The 20,239-nt window shown below is 57.6% G+C and carries 18 protein-coding genes; 16 read left to right on the forward strand and 2 right to left on the reverse strand.

Annotated elements, in window-relative coordinates; all coding sequences use genetic code 11:
• Window positions 1-12 precede the first annotated feature (12 nt).
• Both uraA and upp read right to left on the reverse strand, forming a co-directional pair.
• On the reverse strand, window positions 13-1,302 hold the full coding sequence (gene uraA, locus ACSBQS_RS18640) for a uracil permease (RefSeq protein WP_046687617.1): 1,290 nt from the start codon (window positions 1,300-1,302) through the stop codon (window positions 13-15).
• Between the two features lie 76 nt (window positions 1,303-1,378).
• On the reverse strand, window positions 1,379-2,005 hold the full coding sequence (gene upp, locus ACSBQS_RS18645; RefSeq protein ID WP_004941642.1) for a uracil phosphoribosyltransferase: 627 nt from the start codon (window positions 2,003-2,005) through the stop codon (window positions 1,379-1,381).
• Window positions 2,006-2,260: 255 nt separating this feature from the next.
• On the opposite strand from upp, the gene purM reads away from it, so the two are divergent.
• The 16 genes from purM (at window position 2,261) to ACSBQS_RS18725 (ending at window position 20,176) form a co-directional block, all read left to right on the forward strand.
• On the forward strand, window positions 2,261-3,298 hold the full coding sequence (gene purM / locus ACSBQS_RS18650; protein ID WP_025303843.1) for a phosphoribosylformylglycinamidine cyclo-ligase: 1,038 nt from the start codon (window positions 2,261-2,263) through the stop codon (window positions 3,296-3,298).
• Window positions 3,298-3,936: a phosphoribosylglycinamide formyltransferase gene (gene purN, locus ACSBQS_RS18655; protein ID WP_197666703.1), complete on the forward strand. Its 639-nt coding sequence runs from the start codon at window positions 3,298-3,300 to the stop codon at window positions 3,934-3,936. Before purM ends, purN begins: the two co-directional genes overlap by 1 nt.
• 725 nt (window positions 3,937-4,661) lie before the next feature.
• Complete coding sequence (locus ACSBQS_RS18660) at window positions 4,662-4,904, forward strand: hypothetical protein (protein WP_127897176.1); 243 nt, start codon at window positions 4,662-4,664, stop codon at window positions 4,902-4,904.
• A 72-nt stretch (window positions 4,905-4,976) separates the two neighbouring features.
• Window positions 4,977-5,987 (forward strand): ABC transporter ATP-binding protein, encoded by a 1,011-nt coding sequence (locus ACSBQS_RS18665; protein WP_052133767.1) that lies wholly within the window; start codon window positions 4,977-4,979, stop codon window positions 5,985-5,987.
• A gap of 1 nt (window position 5,988) precedes the next feature.
• Window positions 5,989-7,044, forward strand: a complete 1,056-nt coding sequence (locus ACSBQS_RS18670; RefSeq protein WP_197666702.1) for an ABC transporter permease — start codon at window positions 5,989-5,991, stop codon at window positions 7,042-7,044.
• 19 nt (window positions 7,045-7,063) lie between these two features.
• Window positions 7,064-7,972: a thiopeptide-type bacteriocin biosynthesis protein gene (locus ACSBQS_RS18675; protein ID WP_071841623.1), complete on the forward strand. Its 909-nt coding sequence runs from the start codon at window positions 7,064-7,066 to the stop codon at window positions 7,970-7,972.
• On the forward strand, window positions 7,959-9,305 hold the full coding sequence (locus ACSBQS_RS18680; protein WP_050594440.1) for a YcaO-like family protein: 1,347 nt from the start codon (window positions 7,959-7,961) through the stop codon (window positions 9,303-9,305). The genes ACSBQS_RS18675 and ACSBQS_RS18680 overlap by 14 nt, the downstream gene beginning before the upstream one ends.
• A gap of 12 nt (window positions 9,306-9,317) precedes the next feature.
• Window positions 9,318-9,935 carry a hypothetical protein gene (locus ACSBQS_RS18685; protein WP_021504405.1) on the forward strand — a complete coding sequence of 206 codons (618 nt, stop codon included), beginning with the start codon at window positions 9,318-9,320 and terminating at the stop codon, window positions 9,933-9,935.
• The gene (locus ACSBQS_RS18690; RefSeq protein ID WP_060660375.1) at window positions 9,935-12,337 is read left to right on the forward strand and encodes a nitroreductase family protein; all 2,403 of its coding nucleotides are present in this window, start codon (window positions 9,935-9,937) and stop codon (window positions 12,335-12,337) included. Before ACSBQS_RS18685 ends, ACSBQS_RS18690 begins: the two co-directional genes overlap by 1 nt.
• A gap of 1 nt (window position 12,338) precedes the next feature.
• The gene (locus tag ACSBQS_RS18695) at window positions 12,339-13,370 is read left to right on the forward strand and encodes a PqqD family peptide modification chaperone (RefSeq protein WP_033644028.1); all 1,032 of its coding nucleotides are present in this window, start codon (window positions 12,339-12,341) and stop codon (window positions 13,368-13,370) included.
• Entirely contained in the window at window positions 13,367-15,904 is a 2,538-nt protein-coding gene (locus ACSBQS_RS18700) for a lantibiotic dehydratase (protein WP_033644029.1), read from the forward strand. Before ACSBQS_RS18695 ends, ACSBQS_RS18700 begins: the two co-directional genes overlap by 4 nt.
• Window positions 15,897-16,112, forward strand: a complete 216-nt coding sequence (locus tag ACSBQS_RS18705) for a hypothetical protein (RefSeq protein WP_033644030.1) — start codon at window positions 15,897-15,899, stop codon at window positions 16,110-16,112. Before ACSBQS_RS18700 ends, ACSBQS_RS18705 begins: the two co-directional genes overlap by 8 nt.
• A gap of 6 nt (window positions 16,113-16,118) precedes the next feature.
• Window positions 16,119-17,153, forward strand: coding sequence for an efflux RND transporter periplasmic adaptor subunit (locus ACSBQS_RS18710; RefSeq protein WP_434991270.1), 1,035 nt, complete (start codon window positions 16,119-16,121; stop codon window positions 17,151-17,153).
• Window positions 17,146-17,856 carry an ABC transporter ATP-binding protein gene (locus tag ACSBQS_RS18715; RefSeq protein WP_047025626.1) on the forward strand — a complete coding sequence of 237 codons (711 nt, stop codon included), beginning with the start codon at window positions 17,146-17,148 and terminating at the stop codon, window positions 17,854-17,856. Before ACSBQS_RS18710 ends, ACSBQS_RS18715 begins: the two co-directional genes overlap by 8 nt.
• A 59-nt stretch (window positions 17,857-17,915) precedes the next feature.
• Window positions 17,916-19,010: an ABC transporter permease gene (locus ACSBQS_RS18720; protein WP_434991271.1), complete on the forward strand. Its 1,095-nt coding sequence runs from the start codon at window positions 17,916-17,918 to the stop codon at window positions 19,008-19,010.
• Between the two features lie 38 nt (window positions 19,011-19,048).
• Complete coding sequence (locus tag ACSBQS_RS18725; protein WP_434991272.1) at window positions 19,049-20,176, forward strand: ABC transporter permease; 1,128 nt, start codon at window positions 19,049-19,051, stop codon at window positions 20,174-20,176.
• Window positions 20,177-20,239 lie beyond the last annotated feature (63 nt).

Raw genomic sequence — 20,239 nt, forward strand, 5'->3', positions numbered from 1 at the left:
CTGCCCTTTTCGTTACTTCTGCTCCGCCGATTCGTCCGGCGCGTCAAGCACCTCTTCTTCCTTGCGGAACAGGCTGATGGCCTTGAACAGCAGGCTCAGGCCGATCCCCACGATGGTCGCCAGCGCCATGCCTTTCAGCTCCGCCGCGCCGATGTGCACCTTGGCGCCGCTCACGCCGATGATCAGGATCACCGAGGTCAAAATCAGGTTCTGCGCTTTGTTGTAATCCACTTTGGATTCGATCAGCACGCGAATGCCCGAAGCGCCGATCACACCGTACAGCAGCAGCGAAACGCCGCCCATCACCGGCACCGGCACCGCCTGGATCGCCGCCGCCAGCTTACCGATGCAGGACAACAGGATCGCCAGCACCGCCGCGCCGCCGATCACCCAGGTGCTGTAGACCTTGGTGATGGCCATCACGCCGATGTTCTCGCCGTAGGTGGTGTTCGGCGTGGAGCCGAAGAAGCCGGAGAATACCGTCGAGATGCCGTTGGCGAACATCGAGCGGTGCAGGCCCGGATCGCGGATCAGGTCTTTTTTTACGATGTTGGCGGTCACCACCAGGTGGCCGACGTGCTCGGCGATCACCACCAGCGCCGCCGGCAGAATGGTGAAGATGGCGAACCACTCAAAGCGCGGGGTGTAGAAGGTCGGCAGCGCGAACCAGTGCGCCTCGCGGATCGGCGTCAAATCCACCACGCCCATGAAGAACGACAGCGCATAGCCCACCAGCACGCCGATCAGGATCGGGATAATCGCCAGGAAGCCGCGGAACAGTACTGAACCGAGCACCGTGACCGCCAGCGTCACCAGCGAAATGGTGATGGTGGTCGAGTCGGCGCTGGCGCCTTCCGCCGGCAGCAGCCCCGCCATATTGGCCGCCACGCCCGCCAACTCCAGGCCGATGACGGCGACGATCGCCCCCATCGCCGCCGGCGGGAACATCACGTCCAGCCAGCCGGTGCCGGCCTTTTTCACGATCAGCGCCACCAGGCAGAACAGCACGCCGCACATGATGAAACCGCCCAACGCCACTTCGTAACCGAGCGGCAACAGCAGCAACACCGGCGAGATAAACGCGAAGCTGGAACCGAGGTAGGCCGGGATCTTGCCTTTACAGATGAACAGATACAGCAGCGTGCCGATGCCGTTGAACAACAGCACGGTCGCCGGGTTGATCTTGAACAGGATAGGCACCAGCACGGTGGCGCCAAACATGGCGAACAGGTGCTGGAAGCTGAGCGGAATGGTCTGGAGCAGCGGCGGGCGCTCGCTGACGCCGATGGCGCGACGGGTCATGTGTGCTTTTCCTCGGTTTATTGGTTTTATAGGTTTTAGTCAAAAAAAAGCCGACTCGTTAAGTCGGCTCAAATGTTTACTTAGTACCAAATATCTTGTCGCCCGCATCGCCCAGGCCAGGCACGATATAGCCCTTGTCGTTCAGACACTGATCGATGGAGGCAGTGTACAGCTCAACGTCCGGATGCGCTTTCTCCAGCGCGGCGATGCCTTCCGGCGCCGCGACCAGGACCAGCACCTTGATGCTGTGGCAGCCGGCTTTCTTCAGCAGATCGATAGTGGCGATCATCGAACCGCCGGTGGCCAGCATCGGGTCGACGACCAGCGCCATGCGCTCTTCGATGTTGGAAACCAGCTTCTGGAAGTACGGCACCGGCTCCAGGGTTTCTTCGTCGCGGTATACGCCCACTACACTGATGCGCGCGCTCGGCACGTGCTCCAGCACCCCTTCCATCATGCCCAGGCCTGCGCGCAGGATTGGCACTACGGTAATCTTTTTCCCTTTGATCTGATCCACTTCAACTGGCCCGCACCAGCCTTCGATGGTGACTTTTTCCGTCTCCAGATCGGCGGTCGCTTCATAGGTCAGTAAACTACCCACTTCTGAGGCCAGCTCACGGAAGCGTTTGGTGCTGATGTCATTTTCGCGCATCAGGCCAAGCTTGTGTTTTACCAGCGGGTGTTTCACCTCAACGATCTTCATCATTTTTCTCCTATTAAGGTGGTTGCGGCCAAAAAAATCGCGGGATTATACCTCCTTTTTTTCGCCGCGCCACCCACAATAGCCCGATCGGGATCAACAAAAGTTTGAATATCAGTATAGATGACGAAAAAGCGGAGCCGGTTCACAAGCCGCTCGCAAACGTTTGCCTGCGCTGTTAGAATTGCCGCGCCTTATTCCGGAATCAACATCGGAAGCACAGTTTTCAAACCGCAAATCGTCGTGGGGAATCGCGCAGTGACCGACAAAACCTCTCTCAGCTATAAAGACGCAGGTGTCGATATCGATGCAGGCAACGCATTGGTAGATCGCATCAAAGGTGTAGTTAAACAGACCCGTCGCCCGGAAGTGATGGGCGGTCTGGGCGGGTTTGGCGCCCTGTGTGCGTTGCCGCAGAAATACCGCGAGCCGGTGCTGGTTTCCGGTACCGACGGCGTGGGCACCAAGCTGCGTCTGGCGATGGATCTGAAACGCCACGACACCATCGGCATCGATCTGGTGGCGATGTGCGTCAACGATCTGGTGGTTCAGGGCGCCGAGCCGCTGTTCTTCCTCGACTACTACGCGACCGGCAAGCTGGATGTGGACACCGCGGCCAGCGTGATCACCGGCATCGCCGAGGGCTGCAAACAGTCCGGCTGTGCGCTGGTGGGCGGCGAAACCGCTGAAATGCCGGGCATGTACCACGGCGAAGACTACGACGTGGCCGGTTTCTGCGTCGGCGTGGTCGAAAAATCCGAGATCATCGACGGCAGCAAAGTGCAGTCCGGCGATGCGCTGATCGCCCTGGGCGCTTCCGGCCCGCACTCCAACGGCTACTCGCTGGTGCGCAAAATCCTGGAAGTGAGCAACACCGATCCGACCGCCACTCAGTTGGAAGGCAAACCGCTGGCCGACCACCTGCTGGCACCGACCAAGATTTACGTGAAGTCCGTGCTGGAGCTGATCGAGAAGGCTGACGTACACGCCATCGCTCACCTCACCGGCGGCGGCTTCTGGGAAAATATTCCACGCGTGCTGCCGGAAGGCATGCAGGCGGTGATCGACGAAGCCAGCTGGCAGTGGCCGGCGGTGTTCACCTGGCTGCAGCAGGCCGGTAACGTCAGCCGTCATGAAATGTATCGCACCTTCAACTGCGGCGTAGGCATGGTCATCGCCCTGCCGGAAGCCGAAGTGGAAGCGGCCATCGCGCTGCTGACCGCGGCAGGTGAAAAAGCGTGGAAAATCGGTAAACTGACCGCCTCTTCCGACGAACAACAAGTGGTCATCAACTGATGAAAAAGATCGTGGTGTTGGTCTCCGGCCAGGGGAGCAATCTCCAGGCGCTGATTGACGCCTGCCAGCAGGGCCGCATCGCCGCCGAAATCGTGGCGGTGTTCAGCAACAAGGCGCAGGCATATGGCCTGCAACGCGCCGAAGCGGCGGGCATCGCCGCCCAGGCGCTGGATGCCAAGGCCTACGCCGATCGCACGGCGTTCGACGCCGCATTGGCGGACGCCATCGACCAGTACCAGCCCGATCTGGTGGTGCTGGCCGGCTACATGCGTATCCTCAGCCCGCAGTTCGTGCAGCGCTATGCCGGCCGCATGCTGAACATTCACCCTTCCCTGCTGCCAAAATACCCGGGGCTGCATACTCACCGTCAGGCCATCGACAACGGCGACAGCGAACACGGTACCTCGGTGCACTTCGTGACCGAACAGCTCGACGGCGGCCCGGTGATTTTGCAGGCCAAGGTGCCGATTTTCACTGACGACGAGGAGGATGACGTGGTTGAACGGGTGCAAACCCAGGAACACACGATCTATCCACTGGTGGTGAGCTGGTTCGTCGACGGCCGCCTGGCGATGCGCGACGGCGCCGCCTGGCTGGACGGCGAACGCCTGCCGCCGCAGGGCCACGCTGCCGACTGATGCGCGCAGCCTGAACCTTGCCTAAACGGCGCCCACGCGGCGCCGTTTTTTTTCGCTGCCCGCCGCGATGGTTCCAAAAGGCTCGCTGCGCCGTGGCCAAACTGCCCGCTTTAGGGCCAACCCCGTCGTGAGCGCGTCCCAGTATGTCGCATCAATGCCCCGCCCGGAACGGAACGCATCACGGACGCCAAGCCAACTGTGGTTCCGCGCGCAATAATCCTTGTCAAAAAATAAAACCATTATAATACTTTCCACCCTAAACAATATTGGGTGAAATTTTTCAAAAAAGAATATATTTATCCCTTATACATAGTTTTAAATTAAATAAATTAACGTCAACCCCATGATTATTGTGAGCTTCGTTGCAATAACAGAAAACACCCCTGTCAATTGTAATGATGTGTTGCCGTTCTATTACAAGTATGTAAGAGTGTGTCTAACACGATAACTTAACATTACGTACATAGGATTCCTTTCATATTCGCAAGCGCCAGTCATATATGACGCCTTCAAATGCAAATAATTCAATATGAAAGAATTCAGTATCGTCGCTGCTTATTTTTATATAATTAGCGCGATATTAAAATTGATTTTTATTTTTCAGATAAATATTTAATGGGGAATATCCCATTGAGATGAATTCGTTTGAATATATTTCAACGATATGCAGCAGCTCGAATCATGTTATAGCTAACTCATCAATAAACTGATTAATAAGGATATTTATGCTTAATCATACCTCTCTGACTCGTCAATCCCACCGTTTCGATATTGTTCTCGACTCGCCTTCCATGCCCTCTGACGGCATTGATTTATTAGTCGAAGAACTGCCTGAAACGCTGCACTTTGCCAGCGATTGCGCCTCAACCGGCAGCAGCGTCAGCACCGCCTCTACAGCGGGCTGCGGCTGCATTGCAACGGCGAGCTGCATCGGCACAATGGGCAGCGTTACCAGTAGCGGCAGCTAAATCATTACCCACAACCGGTACAAGATACTGTGCCAGTTAGTTATCTGAAACTCTACTCACTGGCTTTAAACAATGAGCACGTACACTGACGCCACTTTAGATTTCGACAGCAGTCATAAGCCAACCCTGGATATATCCTGGGATCGCCAACGGCCGCTATTAGAGGTCGAGTCACTGAATAAGTTTTATGGTGACACGCAAGTTCTTCATGACATCTCGCTGCAAATCAAGCCGGGAGAAATCATTGGATTGGTCGGACCTAACGGTGCCGGAAAAACGACGCTCATGGAAACCTTGTACGGAGGACAGCCCTTTGAAGCCGGCTTGGTGCGTTTATTTGGCGAAGACGTTCGACAAGGGCTTAATCACGTCATCAAGCAACAGTTAGGCGTCGTTCCGCAATCCTTTAGTTTGCCTTCGCTGCTGCGCGTTGAAGAGATCATTTCGCTCTATCAGGTACTTTATACGGATGCGTTGTCGGTTAAGCAGTTATTGGACATTGTGGCGCTAAAAGCGCAGCGTAAAATGCGTTTCTCGCGGCTTTCAGGGGGGCAAAAAAGACGTTTGGTGTTGGCGCTGGCATTGGCCGGCAAACCCAAGCTTCTTTTGCTGGATGAACCCACCAGCGATCTTGACCCGCAAAGCCGACGCTATATTTGGCGGCACATTATTGCGAATTCTCGTCAATCTGGCACGGGCGTATTGATCGCCACTCACCAAATGGATGAGGCGGAGAATTTATGCGACCGGGTGATGATCATCAACCACGGCCGGTTGCTGGAGAATGCCAGCCCACAACAGCTTATTGAGCGTTATTGTCCTGGGCATCATATCCGATTCTCAGTGCCGTTGACGTCGGTTGACGAGTTCCTCGCGCTCTTCCCTGAGGCGACGCAGGAAAGCGATGAACATGATCAAACCTTCCGCCGCCTACATATTCCCACCCAAGAATTGGCACAGGTGTTACCGCAAGTGATTGCGTTATCACAACGATTGGGTTGTGAACCCGAACAAATGCAGGTAAGCAAAAACACCCTCGAGGATGTGTTCATTCATCTGACAGGCGAAGCATTAAGGGATTAACATGAGCCATAGCTGGCAGATTTATCGGCGCTTCTTCGGCGCCAACACCAAAGAATATTTACGCGATCCGCTATCAACCTTATTTTCTCTTGTATTGCCGTTATTTTTCATCTTTACCTTTGGCATAACGGCAAAAATTATTAATGGCAATCATCAACCGTTCTCCATGCAGGTGAGCGTTGTCGGAGACTCGCCGGAAACAGAGGCTCTCTGGCTTAAATTGAACAATTATCCTGGCCTGGCCGTCCAGCGCCAGCTTCGAAGCGATCCGGAAGCGCTGGTGCGCGCGAATGAAGTGAACGCGGCGGTGAGTTGGGATGCAGTACAACAACGCCCTGCGATCACCACGACGGAATCCATGAGCTCCGTCGCTCAACTGGTTTCCGCCGCACTCAATCAGCAACCGGCCGACGCCCAGCAGCCGATACGCTTCATTACGCTGAAAACTGAGCGTTTCAACTATTTTAGTTTTATCTTCCCGTCCTTGCTGACGCTGGCCCTGTTGCAAGTCGCCTTATTTGGCACGGCGACGCCGCTGATCGCCGCGCGAGAAAAAGGCACTTACCGCTATTACGGCGTCATTCCGTTGCCGCGCTGGATTCTGCTCGCATCACAGGTCAGCGTCCGCCTGGTGATATCACTGGTTCAGATCGCCCTGTTAATGCTCATTAGCAGTCTGGTCTTTGGCTTTACCCTTGAGCATCCCCTGCTGTTTATCGTGCTGCTCGTCGCCGGCGCACTGTTGCTGGTGAGCTTTGGGTATGCGCTGGCCGGCTTATTCCGCACGAATACCGTCGCGACAATCGCCCTGACCTTACTCAACTTTTGGTGCATGTGTTTCGGGCAATTGTTCCTCGATCTGAGCGCATTCCCGCCACTCAAATGGTTAATTTTGACGACGCCGGTCGGTTTTGTCGCCGATGCACTGCGATACGCCATGAATGGCAGCGAAGGCGTATTCCCCTTCTTCATTAACTGTATCGGCATGGCGATATGGGGTGTGATCACGCTGTTTGTCGGCGTTAAGTGGTTCCTTTTCCAGCCAAAACAATCTTAAAAAAAACAGGTACGCAAAGATGAAAAACAGATCGGCATCTTGGCATTTTTACAAGCTGTATATCGGTAGCCATCATGATGGAATGGACTTTCTGATCACCCAGGGATTGACCCAAGCACTGGCGTACGCTCCTGATTCTCCTTGGTTCTTCTTACGTTATATCGATGAAAAAGGATTACATTTACGCGTTCGTTTTCTGCTGCAGGAAAAGGACAGCCAGCGCCTGGAAACCGCCATTTACGCTGCGCTGCATGATGCGCTGAATAGCCTGCCGCTGCGCCCGGCCAACCTGTGGACGCCATTGGTCAGCTTCCGCGGCAACACGCCGTTTCCCACGCATGAACTCCCGGTCCATTGCGAACGCGCGGAATATGAGCCGGAAACGGACGTCTACGGGGGCGAAACGGGCATTGGCATCGCCGAAGCGCTGTTTCACCAATCCAGTGACATTGCCCGTGCCATATTGCTGGCCGAGGCAGGCGGCGGCATGACGCGCAAAGAGTTTGCGTTGCCTCTGATGCTGGCCATGTTGGAAACGTTCATTCCTGTTGCCCGGCGTTCCGCCTTCCTTGAAAGCTTCTCGACTTTCTGGCTGGCGGGCTCTGCGGATATCGGAATGATCAAAAACAGCTTTACCGATCGCGCATGGGAACTGATTGATGAAAACTCGGTTCTTCTGTCGCCGCAGATACGGCAAGACGCGCAAAGCGCCGAACTGGTGGATCGCTGGCAGTCTGCGCTAGACCAGACCCGGCGTAACTATGAACGCCATTGCGAACGATACAGTGACGGCCTCGCGAAAAATCTGGCATTCCAATTCATGCACCTAATGAACAATCGCCTTGGCTTAAGCACGCTGGATGAAGCCTGGCTGGCCGTGTTGCTAAGTAAAAGCCTGGAAAGCGGAGTTATTCATGCATCATCATAACTTTGCCGTTTCCGCGTCCATGCGCCAGAAATATCCGTTCATGTCGCTGCTCTCGCCGCTGACGGGCGTTGTCGGCAGCGTCTACCCGTTGGAACCGCAGGAGATGCATATCCCCCGCTTTTCGTCGGTTCTGGCCAGCCTGGGCAATCTGTCAATGCCATATCCCCATATCATTGACAATAAAGGCAACGACCTGCAAAAAATCGCGCTTGCCGGCTGCGGCGCCGATGAACACGTCGATATGGCGATCGTCCGCGCTGTCGCCGAAGCGGCAGAGCGATACGCCACCTGCGTCTACCATCCTCGCGATGTTTCGGTCGCCAGCTTCCGCGAACTCGGGGCTGACGGTTTGGCGGCCGACAGCCTGCCCCGTTGCAGCGAGGAGGAGCTCGCCGATCCGCTCTGCCCGGTCAAACCCATTGATGACGCCCAGCCGTTGCGCTGGGTGGAAGGTTACTCGTTGACGGACTCCCGCCCGCGCAAGATCCCGTTGATCATGTCGCATCTGTATGTGCGGCCCTGGGAAAGCGAGCGTTTCTGGTTGCCGATATCGACAGGCGTCGCGGCGCACACCGACCTCACCACCGCCACGGTAACCGCGATCAATGAAGTCATCGAACGCGATGCGATTGCCCTTACCTGGCTATTGCAAATGCCTTTAGCGCGCATCCGCTTCGATGAACCGGTACCGGATAGATTACAAGACAAGTTTTCACGCCTGGCGGCCAGTGGGCTGGAACAGCTGTTCTTCGATGCCACTACCGACATCGGCTGCCCGACAATCTACGGATTGCAGCTGCGCGACGGGCATCCGACCTCGGCCCAGTTCGTCAACTGCTCTACGGGGTTCGATCCCTGGGGCAGCTGCGGCAAGATTATCCGAGAAAGCGCCATGGGGCGTTCGGTACTCGAACATCAACTGCCGGTGCCGGACGATATACGCGATTTTATCGCTCTCGAACATGGCGCCATCTTCATGGGGCGAGCCGAACAGCGCTCCGCATTCGATTTTCTCACCGCCAGCGAGCGGCAGATGCCGATTAGCCGCCTGCAGGCCGGGCAACCGCAAACGCCGGCAGCACAGCTGAAAAAATTGGTGGCGCGTTTTCGTCAACTCAAGATGGACGTCGTGATAGCGGACATGACGACGGATGAACTGCGCGATGCCGGTTTACATGTGGTGCGCGCTGTCATCCCCGCCCTTTTGCCCATGACGGCATGCTATCGCGCCCGCTATCTCGGGCATCCGCGCCTACGGGAACAGCAGCAACGGTTGAGTGAACAATTAGGCAAAGCCGCCACGATAAATCCGTGGCCGCAACCTTTTGCCTGAAGGAGAGTGGTAATGATTATCGTCAGTGACACCGCGTTCGGCAATGACGTGGCCGATTATATGCACTGCCAGGAAGGGATCTCTCAACTGACATTGGCAACCGCACTGAACTATTCCTGGGCCGACAGCAAGGCTTCGTTCGTCGGGATCGCGCTATCCGGCGGCGCGCCGCTTAAGCTTGAACAGCTCACCACGCAGCTGTTTCGCGCCGGGATCCCTCACGCTTGCACCGTGTTGAACGACCATATGCTGTTTTGCGGCCCCCTAGTCATCCCAGGCCGAACCGCCTGTTATGCCTGTGCGGCGAAGCGCCTGCTCAGCCTCGCCGAAACGCCGCGTACGGCAATGATGGATTTGAACCTGCAGCGATATCATGAACAGCAGCCGCAGAACGCATTGCGCGGATATACGCCGGCGCTGGTGCTGATGGCTGGATTACGGTTAAAGCAGTATGCGCAGCTCCCCGAAGACCAATTCGGCAAACTGACCGCCGTGAGCTTTGGCAGCAATCGCACCGCGAGCAGTTCCGTGGTGGCGTTACACGGCTGCAGCTGCCGTGAAAACCGGCATATTTCGCAGGCTCAGGGCACGGCCTTGTTGGCCGAACACCTGGAAGGAGCCTTACGCTAATGAAAGCCACTCATATGTCGACCGTCTTGTCGGGCGCACAGTTTAGCCACCATAACGATCTTTACGCTTTGCTGCCCAAGCGCCCCAAATTAATTCCGGAACTGATTTTCATTCCTGAAAGCGATACCCGCGTAGCCGTGTATGGCGCCTATCAGCCGCGCATCCTGACCTGCGTTCAGGGGATAAACACGCTGGCGGTCTTCCTCGAGCGCCTCGATGGCGTCAACGTGCTGGAAAGCGTGCTGACCGACGACGCGACCATGAGCCGCGAGAATGCCCTGGGCATGCTGTCCTTACTGTTTCGCTATGGCTTCCTTGAAGAAGGTGAAGGCCTGGATGACGGCGCCCCAAGCCATTTGGCAAGCTATTGCGGCCGCTTTGTCGACAATACCCGCCTGCACGCCAACCGCACTGCGGCGCTGCAGTCCGCCCGCCGCCGCAGGCTCGCCCTGGTTTGCCCGGAAGATGTGTCATCGCTGCTGCAACACGCGTTGGCGCCTATGGCCGCCAGCATTGACGTTCTGACCGAGCGCCCAACGTCCAGCGCCCTCCCCTGGGATGATGCACTGATCATTTTTGACGGCAGCGAGTCCGACGTTTTCCGCCAGGCATGCGCCGATGGGTTGCACCAGGCCGGCGTGCGTTATCTGAGCTGCATTATTGGCGCGGATCGCACGCTGGTGGGCCCTTATACCCTCCCGAACATCAGCGCCAGTTATCAATGCGCACGCACGCAATGTGAGCAGCCATCGCCCGCCAACGATCGGCAAGAGGTGGCGTTCCGCGCCGTCTATGCCGCCCATGAGCTGGGGCAAATTCTGCTCGGGCTGTCCTCTGAAAGCTACCTCAACAAGGTCGTTTCCCATAGCCATCGGGGCGAGGGGGAGTACACCTTAGCCTATAAGGTCGCCCGCATTCCCGGTACCGCGCTAAGCGGTTTAGGCCATGCCGCCTATCTGCCGCCGGGGGAAGAGGCATTTACTGCCTGGCAGCACCATATCGGCACACGCTTGCCGCCGCAGGGCTTGTTGCCACCGCGTTCGCATCAGATGCACTTCACGCTGGATAACCTCAACCGCCACGCCTCAAGGCCGGTCAGGCTGCATGGGCAGCAGCATATCAACCTGCCCGACAGCGCATTGGCGGAGCGCTGTCCGCCGCCCTGGCGAATGTCGGCAATGCCGTCACAACCGTTGACACTGGCCAATCTGGGCTGGTTGCTGCGCCACGCCACGGGTTATCAAAAAGGTGAAGACGGCACATTACGCCGCATCGCGCCCAGCGGTGGGCAACTGCTCTCGTGCGATATGTTTGTGGTCGTCCGCCGGCCGCTGCCGGAGATACCTTGCGGGGCCTGGTTCTATCTCGGTGAAAAGCACCAGCTCGTCAGGATTGACGGCATTGACTGCCAGCAATTGGAACACTTGCTCCAGCATCCCGAAGAGCCGATTTCACTCATTATCAGCGGCAACCTGAACCGCGTGCGCGGCAAATATAACGACTTCAGCTATAACATCGTTAACCTTGACGCTGGAGTGGTTAATCAATATTGCGCGCTTTCCGCGCGCGCGGCGGGCTGGACGCTGAGAGAAGATCATGGCGTCGACCTGCAATGGTTGGCGTCATTGCTCTTCTTCACGCAACAGGATAACCCCCATATCCTCTGCCAGGTCTTGCATGTGCAAGCGCCCCCGTCACAGGGTGAGCCGTGCCCTGCTCCACTTTATGAAACGGCGAGCAGCCTGGTCGCCGTTAGCCACCGCCCACGGCCGGCCGCCGCGCCAGCGTCGCCCACGCCCGCTGCTCTTTCATCACTGGCGACTGTGCACCGCGATGAGCCGCTCTCCGCGTTGCTGGAGCGCCGCAGGGCGACGTATGACTATGCCGATAGCCCGTTCCCGGAAACCTGGCTGAATACCCTGATCGCCGTCGCGCATGCCGGTCTTGAACAAAGCCGCCTGCGCGGGATGCCGGCGTTGCCAATGGAACCCTGGATATTGCTGCCGGAAGCCAGCGGCGAACTTGCCGCGGGCATTTATCAGTGCAGTCAGGCAGATCGCCGTTACTGGCGGAAACGGGATAGCGGGTTTGGCCGCGCACATTTGGCTGATTGCATCAATCAATTAGCGTTCCATAAAGCCGGCGCGTTGCTGATGTGGGTTGCCGATCTTGAAAAGACCCTGCATGACCATGGCGCGGCGGGATACCGCATGCAGCTGCAAAACGCCGCGGCAAGCGCGATGCAGTGCTGGTTGGCGGCGCTGGACTGCGGCTTGACCGGAACGCTGGCGGGAGGCGTGATCGAAGAAGGGCTCATTCGCCACGCGGGCGCCGACGGCTATCGCGAGGCGCCGCTGTTCTGTCTAGTGCTGGCGTCCCCTCCGCCGGCAGAGGGTGTTTAACATGCCGCCTGCATCCCCCCTGTTGCGTTTAAACGAGGATGTGAAACTGATCTCTCCGCAGGCGAATGTGGCGCTGTTGCTGCAAGAAAACAGTAATGCGCCGTTAAAGCTGAGTGGGTTTTCTGCCCGGCTTGCCCAACAGCTGCAAGGGGGCAGCTCCATGGCGGCCCTCCTGGCGGAGCTGGCAGAACACCACCCGAACGCAACGCCCGAACAGTGCCAACAGGCGCTGTCCGCGTTTCTGCTGCGGTTGAAACAGGCGAATATGATCGTTGATGGCGCGCAAAAGCCGCCTGCGGCGGCGAAAGTGGCCGGGCGATATCAGCTGCCTAACCCCGATCGCGCCGCACATAAAATCGCCACCGTGCTGCGGGTTGTCCCGCGCGGGTTAGGTTACGGCCTGCTGAGCCTCGCGATTGCCGCTGCCTTGTGGCGTTTCATCGCGTGTTTGCCAGGGCTAAACGCCTGGCTGCTGCAGGGCGAATGGGCCAGCGTCCAGCTGATGGTGATGCTTGTCGGCATACCGTTATGGCTGTTTTTGCATGAAATGGCGCATGCCGTCGTTTGCCGTCTTTACGGCTGCCCGGTTCTGGGGGCAGGTCTGCAATTTCGCGGCTGGTGGCTGCCCTCCGTGTTTGTCAACACCAGCGCCATCGCGCTATTCCCACTGCGCGGCATGAAGGCCTGGGTGGCGATGGCAGGGCCATTGATGGATCTCTTGTGTCTGGGAGCGCTCGCGGCGCTGAGTGAAAGCGCCGTCGCCACCGCGATACGGCCGTTACTGCTGTTGATACTGTTCGGCCTGCTTTTCAATCTCACCCCTTTTCGGCTTTCGGATGCCACGCGGGCATTTCGCGCTTTTGCCCAACCCGGCGCCAATAAGAAAACCCGCGAGTGGTCTGCCCGAGGCCGCCGCCTATTCCGCAGTTATTGCCTGCTTTACAGCCTCTGCATGGCGGCGGCGATGGGTTGGTTAAGCTTCGTGAGTTGGCAGAAGGTGAATAACTGGTTGGCATCTGGAGTATTATCATGACGTTACCCGCGCAGCCTTTGTTGCTCGTCGCCCCTTTTATCATGCTGCGCACCGCAGGCCTGCCGGCGCACTATGTCAGCCAACTTCCGGATGATTTATCCGCGATTATCCGGCAACACCACTTGCAGGAGCCGGCCTGGCGGCAACTCGGGCAGGCGCTTATCGCCAGGCTGCATGCGAATATCGCATTACCCTCGGCGGACAGCGTTCGCCAGGATATGATTCGCTGTCGCCGCCATATCTTCAACGATCGCTATTTCAACCTGTCTGCCGAAGTGCGCGCCTGGTTGGCGCATTACGACTCAGCCGCTCTGGAGCAACTGACCGAATGGTTGGCGATAGCGAATGAGCGCCGGCAGTTGGCGGCAACCTTTAACCAACGCTGGCAGCGTGTCAACGAACAGACGCAGGCCTTGTTGCTCAAAGCCGCCAACGAACCGGCTCTGCGCCGGGCGCTCTGCCTTGCCTCCCCGCAGTTGCTTTGCGATCTGGAACAAAATTGGCAGAGTTGGCCGGCCAAACGGCGCCGGCGCGTAGAGCGCTCCTTGTTTGCCTACATGATTCGAGCGGCGGGCAAAGTCAGCCCATTCAGCACCTTTTCCTCTTTTAGCCTGGTCCCGTTTGAAAGCTCGGCCGGCGAAGCCACTCTGCAAACCGGTGAAGGCAAGGTGACCTCGACCGTACACCTCAACCGCTCCATCGCATTAGCCTTGCGCGACGCGCTGTATACGCAGCTCTGGTTGGCGAAACATGACCTGCCGCTGTGCCGTAACCCCTCCTTGCAACGCATTTCCGCCAGCCAGATGCGCGGCCATTTCTATCGCTATGAGAAACGCCACGGTTTGTTATGGAACGAAGAGCAGCAATTTGTCCTGGGCCTGGAGGCGGCGGAAATCGACGCCGTTCTGAGCGCCAGCCACCAGCAAAGCTGGAGCGCGTGGCGAACGCATTTCGAACTGGCTGGGATGGCCCCGTCCGAAGCGGAAAGACTGCTGAGAAAGCTGGTGCGCAAGGACGTCTTGCGCCCGACATTACAGTGGGGAACGCATCATCCTGCCCCTCTGGCCGATGTTTTGGCGCTGATGCCGGCGGAGCTCTCCAGCGACGCTCTGCGCAACCTGCCCGAACTGCCCGAACGCTTTGGTGCGGCAGAAAACGCGGAGCGCGTTGCGCTGCTTGAGCAGGCTCAACAGACGATTCAACAGAGCTGGGAGCGGCTGACCCGCCATCAGATGCCCGAAATTCGCAATATTTTATATGAAGACGCCTGGCGGGAAGGGATCAGGATGACATTGCCTGACGCTTTCATTCCCAATGTACTTGCCCGCGTAGCGAAAGCGGTGGCCAAACGCGCCACGTTGTCGCAGGAGTACCTCTGGCTGCTGCAGAACTTTATCGACAAATACGGCGCAGGTGGCCACTGCACCGATGTCTCATTGTTTTTGCAGCAGAGCTGGCAGGGATTTATTCAATTCACCCAACAACGTATCTCGCAGTCCGCCGCCACAACGGCCCGCTGGCGGCAGCACAATATCAATCCCGCCGCCCTGAAGCTGCCGGTAACGCTCTTCCTGCAATTGGATGCCCGTCATGTGGGGCAGCTAGCGCATCCCCGGGGCAAAGTGGTCATCAACAATGCGTATTCGCGTATCGGCTGGCAGTTGGCGCGCACCACGTTGACCAACGACAGCCAGGCCGACGACAGGCGCCATCAGTTGCAAAACTGGCTGCGCCAGTTCGCCGCGCCGGCGCTGCCATTAACCTTCAGCGTCAGCGGCGAGTCCAGCAATCTCCAGGCTCAGGCCCGCCTGGCGGCTCATCATCTGTGCCTGGATGAGCCGCCTCAGGTTGCCGGCGACCTGACGCTCGACCGGCTCCAACTGCATCATGATACGCAGAGCGGCCTGCTGAAGCTGACGGACAACCAGGGACAAGCGTTCCAATTATGTTACCTCGGCGCGGCGACGCCGATGGTGGCCTGGGGAACCAAATACCTGCTTACCGTACTGGCCGAACCGGTGCAGATTGGCCGCCCCGCCTACAAGCGATTGATGGCCAATGAGCTGGATCATGACTTCCGCCATGCCCCGCGCATGGAGGAGGAAGACTGTGTCCTGATCCGTGAAACCTGGTGGGTCCGCTCTTCCCGCATTTTCCATGAGCTGTCCGGGCATCAGGCGGCGGAGCATCCGGCGCGCCTGTTGGCATTGTTACTGAAGAACGGCATTCCGACAGACAGCTATGTGAACGGGCAATTCAACGATCATCTTAGCTGGCAGTCATTTAACAACGACAAGATTCGCAAGCCGATGTGGTGCAGGCTGGGCAATTCACATTGCCTTGACCAATTGCTGCTACTGGCGCGAAAAGTTGACTGGTTAGTCTTCCGAGAGGCTCTCCCGTCACCGGAAAACAGTTGGATGGAAGTGAAGAATGAAACCTATCTCACTGAAATTCACACTGAGATGGTCATCCCTGGCGATTACCTCGACGCCTCTCTTATGTCCCCTCTGAAGGAGAAATCCCATGCATAAAGTATCAGGCTTGCTGCTTATTATCGGCCTCGTCATGTTCGCTGTCGCCCTGGCCCTCAATATCTACAGTAGCTACACGGCGAGCAACGCCAACGGTGCGTCATTGTTCTCCACCAACTGGTGGGCGCGCTGGTTCCCACTTTACGCTTCGGGAGCCGCTCTGCTCTTCATTGGTGTGATCTTGCGTCTGACAGTAGGGGATCGTTAAGCACCTATGCGTTCCCCATCTTCAGAGGCACCGCGCAACGCCGTCCGCCAGCAGGCGTTGCACCTGCTGAACTCGCCTCATACTCCGCCGCGCGGGCGGCCATGGCGCAAAGCGGCGCTCGTCGGAGCGATTGCGCTGGCGTTAGCCTTAGGTCTCGTTGCCGGCAGGGCATGGTTTACCCAGCCAGCAGCGGCCGAGCGCGCCAGCGCCGCCGAGCCTCAGGCCAACACCGCAGCACCTGTCGAGCCAGCGCCCCCTGCGGCGGCCGCATCTGCAGTCACGGCCGCAGGATTCATCAAGGCCTCGCGCCTCTCCACCGTTTCGGCAGAGATTACGGGAACGGTGCAAGAGATTTATGTGCAACGCGGGGACAAGGTAAAAAAAGGCGAGCGATTGGCATCACTCGACGGGCGTTCGCTAAGAGCGCAGCTTGCGTCGCTCCAGGCCAGCCAGCAAATCGCGGCGGGCAAACTCGCGCAGACAGAGTCCCGCCTGCCGCGCGCGCGCAATCAGCTGCAGCGATTGAACCGTTTGTTGCCGCTCAACTATGTGAGCCAGGATGATGTCGATAGCGCCAAAGCGGAGTTGGATTCGTTCGAGGCGCAGCGCCGCCAATATCAGGCAGAATTACAACAAGTGGGCTGGCAGATAAAAGCCAGTGAAATCGACCTGTTGCGTACGATTATCCGCGCGCCCTTCGACGGCCAGGTGGTGTCGTTAGACGCCTCCCCGGGGGAAACGGTCTCGCCCATTTCCGCCGGCGGCGGTTTCACCCGCACGGGGATCGCCACCATTGTCGGTTTGGATGATTTTGATGCCGAAGTTTGGCTGCCCGAAAGCCAGCTGGCGAAAGTCGCGCCCCAACAACGAGTGACAATCAAGCCGGATGGCCTCCCCGATCGACAGATCTCAGGCACCGTCAGCCTTATCTCTTCGGTGGTGGATGAGCAACGCGCGGCGGTTTTAGTCATTATCAAGCTCGCTCAGCAACAGCCCTGGCTGAAACATAATATGTCAATTCAGGTAGATTTTTATGAATAAAACGGCAACCGCGCCGAGCGATCCGGTCGTACAACTGCAACAGGCCGGCAAAGACTATAAAAAAGGGCGCGAGCACATCACGGTATTGCACGATCTTGATTTTAGCCTGCACGGCGGCGAGATGGTCAGCATCATGGGGCCATCCGGCTCAGGGAAATCGACGCTGCTCAATCTGATCTCCGGCGTTAATGTCTGCGATCGGGGCGAGGTATTTTTGCAAGGGCATTCGCTGCATCGGCTGCGACCTGAAGAACGCACCTCGCTGCGAGCCCGCCATATTGGCTTCGTCTTTCAGTTTTATAACCTGTTGCCCGTGCTCAGCGCCGAAGAGAATGTCGCCCTCCCCCTGCACCTTTGGCATATGGACGCCAAACAGCGCCGGCAACGCGTCGACGCCGCGCTGGAGCTGGTTCAGATGGAACACCGGCGCCGCCACTTGCCGGATGAACTCTCCGGAGGAGAGCGCCAACGCGTGGCCATTGCGCGTGCGATAGTCACTAATCCGGATCTGCTGCTGTGCGATGAGCCTACCGGCGATCTCAGCCAGGAGGCGGGGGAGGAAATTATGGATATTATGACGCTACTGAGCCGGGAGCAGGGCAAGGCTATCATCGTCGTGACGCATGATATTCAGGTCGCCGCGCGGGCACAGCGCCAATTCCAACTCAGGGACGGCAAGCTGATCCGTAGGGATATGCCATGAGAGCCGTGTTTTACCTCTGGTTGTGGCGCTCCGCCACTGAGCAGTCGAGAAGATTTATCATGATCTTGCTGTTTATCGCCAGCGGCGTCATGTTGCTGCTGCTCATGCTGACCTTTGATCGCGCCTTCAGCTTAAAGGCAAGCGATCCGCCCGGCGCAGACAACCGGCTACTGGTGCTGAATGCACTCAGTTCCCAAATGCTGCTGCCGCAGTTTTATCATCAGAAAATGAGTCAACTGCCGGCGTTGGATCGGCTGAGCTGGGGAGTTTGGGTCGGTGCTTACTATCGCCACCCCGGATGGTTCGTGCCCGCTATCGCGGTAGAAGACCAACACTACTTCGCCATGATCCCCTCTTTAAAAATAGCGCCGGGCTTACTGGAGCGTTGGCAGAATGACCGGCAAGGCGTGCTGGTCGACAGCCGTTTTGCGGCGCAATATCGCTTAAAAGCGGGCGATCGGCTGCCGCTTTCATCCGCGATTTGGAAGCTCGCGCCTAACCCCATTCTCGATCTTTACATTACTGGCATCGTTGAAGAAACCCAAACCGACACCCCTCCCGCGGTCTGGATGCATTATGACTACCTCGACAGCGTGAGACAAAATGGCAAGCGGCTGGTGAGTTTTTTCATGGCGACCCCTAAACCCGGCATGTCTGCCGAGAACCTATCCCGGCAGATTGATGCCCTGTTTGGCGCGGAGCGGTTGCGCGGCACCACGCAGACAGCCCCCGTACGCCTGCATATAAAATTGTTTATGAGTAAATTGTTCGATTTCCATCGCGTGATTTTTTGGGTCAATCTGGCGCTGTGCCTGTTATTGGCGCTGCTGCTCAGCACCAACTTCTATGTCATGACGCATAAAGCCTTGAGCGACTACCGCACCCTTAATTATCTGGGTTTTCGCAAATCACAGTTGATTAAAGCGGTTGCCGTGCAACTCGGCGCCATCACCTTGGCGGGTGCCATCGTGGGCATAGTGTTGTCGGTTATTTTTATTCTGCTGTTGCCGACGCTGTTCCCCGCCGTATTAAACGCCGTTGAGCCGCATTTCCAGGATTATGCCATCGGCCTCCTGCTGGTCTTTATTTTATCCCTGGTCTGCGCATTACCCTCCCTCTTGCAAATCGCTCGCCTGCAGGAGGAGAGAAAATGAACCCGCGTTCATCCTCGAAAATCCACCAGCTCGGGATATTGCTGGGCATTGGATTACGCAACCTGTGGCGGCGGCCGCTTTATTTCACCGCGATTCTATCCAGCTTCATTTTTCTCGCGGTCATTGTGACATCGTTATTTTCACTGCGCGCAGGGCTGATCGGCGCGCTGGAGTCGAGTGCGGAACCCGGCCTGTATTTTGCGCAAAGCAAAGACTCCTCTTCCGAACTGACCAGCACGATAACGCGAACGCAGGCGGCGCAACTTTCGCGCTTGCCCGGCCTTGTTGCGGCTTCGCCGGAGTGGGTTGTCCTGGTGCGGCTCCGCCCAGACAACGTGGAGAAAGAGTATCTGGTGCGCGGCGTAACGCCGGCGGCATTCACGCTGATGAACGCGAACAACGGGCAACCGCTGGTCACCCTCACCCGCGGCAGAGCATTTCAGCCGGGGCAAAATGAGCTCGTCGTCGGCGCGTCATTGGCGCGGCATTATCCGGCGTTCCACGTGGGCGAGACCATACGCCTGCACGACCGCGATTGGAAAATCGTCGGTGAATTTACCACCGGCGGTTCGCCGCGGCAGTCCGAGTTCATGGCCGATCTGGAACATATCCGCACCAGCTGGGGCGCGGGACTCGATTACAACCTGGTGGCATTGACCAGCAATGTCACCTCTGTCGAGCAACTGCAACAAGCCATCCAGGGGACGCTCAATGACCGAGTCGCCATTAGCGACAGCCGAACCTACTATGCCGGCAGCAGCGAAGGGTTGGGCCAGGTGCTGCTGTGGTTCGGCCTGTTATTTTCATTGCTGGCGGGGGTGTCGGTGACTGCGGGCATCATCGCGCTGTGTGAATCGCTCATTGCCAACCAACAAGACCAGCTGGCAATAACGCTGTTGCTGGGATTCGGCAGGGTTATTGATGTGTCTTATCTCTGCCAAACCCTCTTGCTGGGCCTGGCAGGCTCTTCCATTGGCGCCTTGTTGAGCATGTTGCTGTTCAACGACATCACGTTCACCACGTTTGGCCACGCGCATGAGCTGGTGTTCCCCATGATGGTCAGCGGAAAAATGCAGATGATCAGTATCGCTTATGGCGTATTCATCAGCTTTATCGCCTCACTGTTTGTGCTGCCGGCCATTCGCGCAGCGACAAAGGGAAAATAATGCCGGGCGCAACAGAGAGCCGGCGAAAAGCAAGCCGCGCGTCGCCGCCGGGGTGCGGCCCAA

It is taken from the genome of Serratia sp. H402Y (assembly GCF_051172415.1).
Taxonomy (GTDB): Bacteria; Pseudomonadota; Gammaproteobacteria; order Enterobacterales; family Enterobacteriaceae; genus Serratia; species Serratia ureilytica.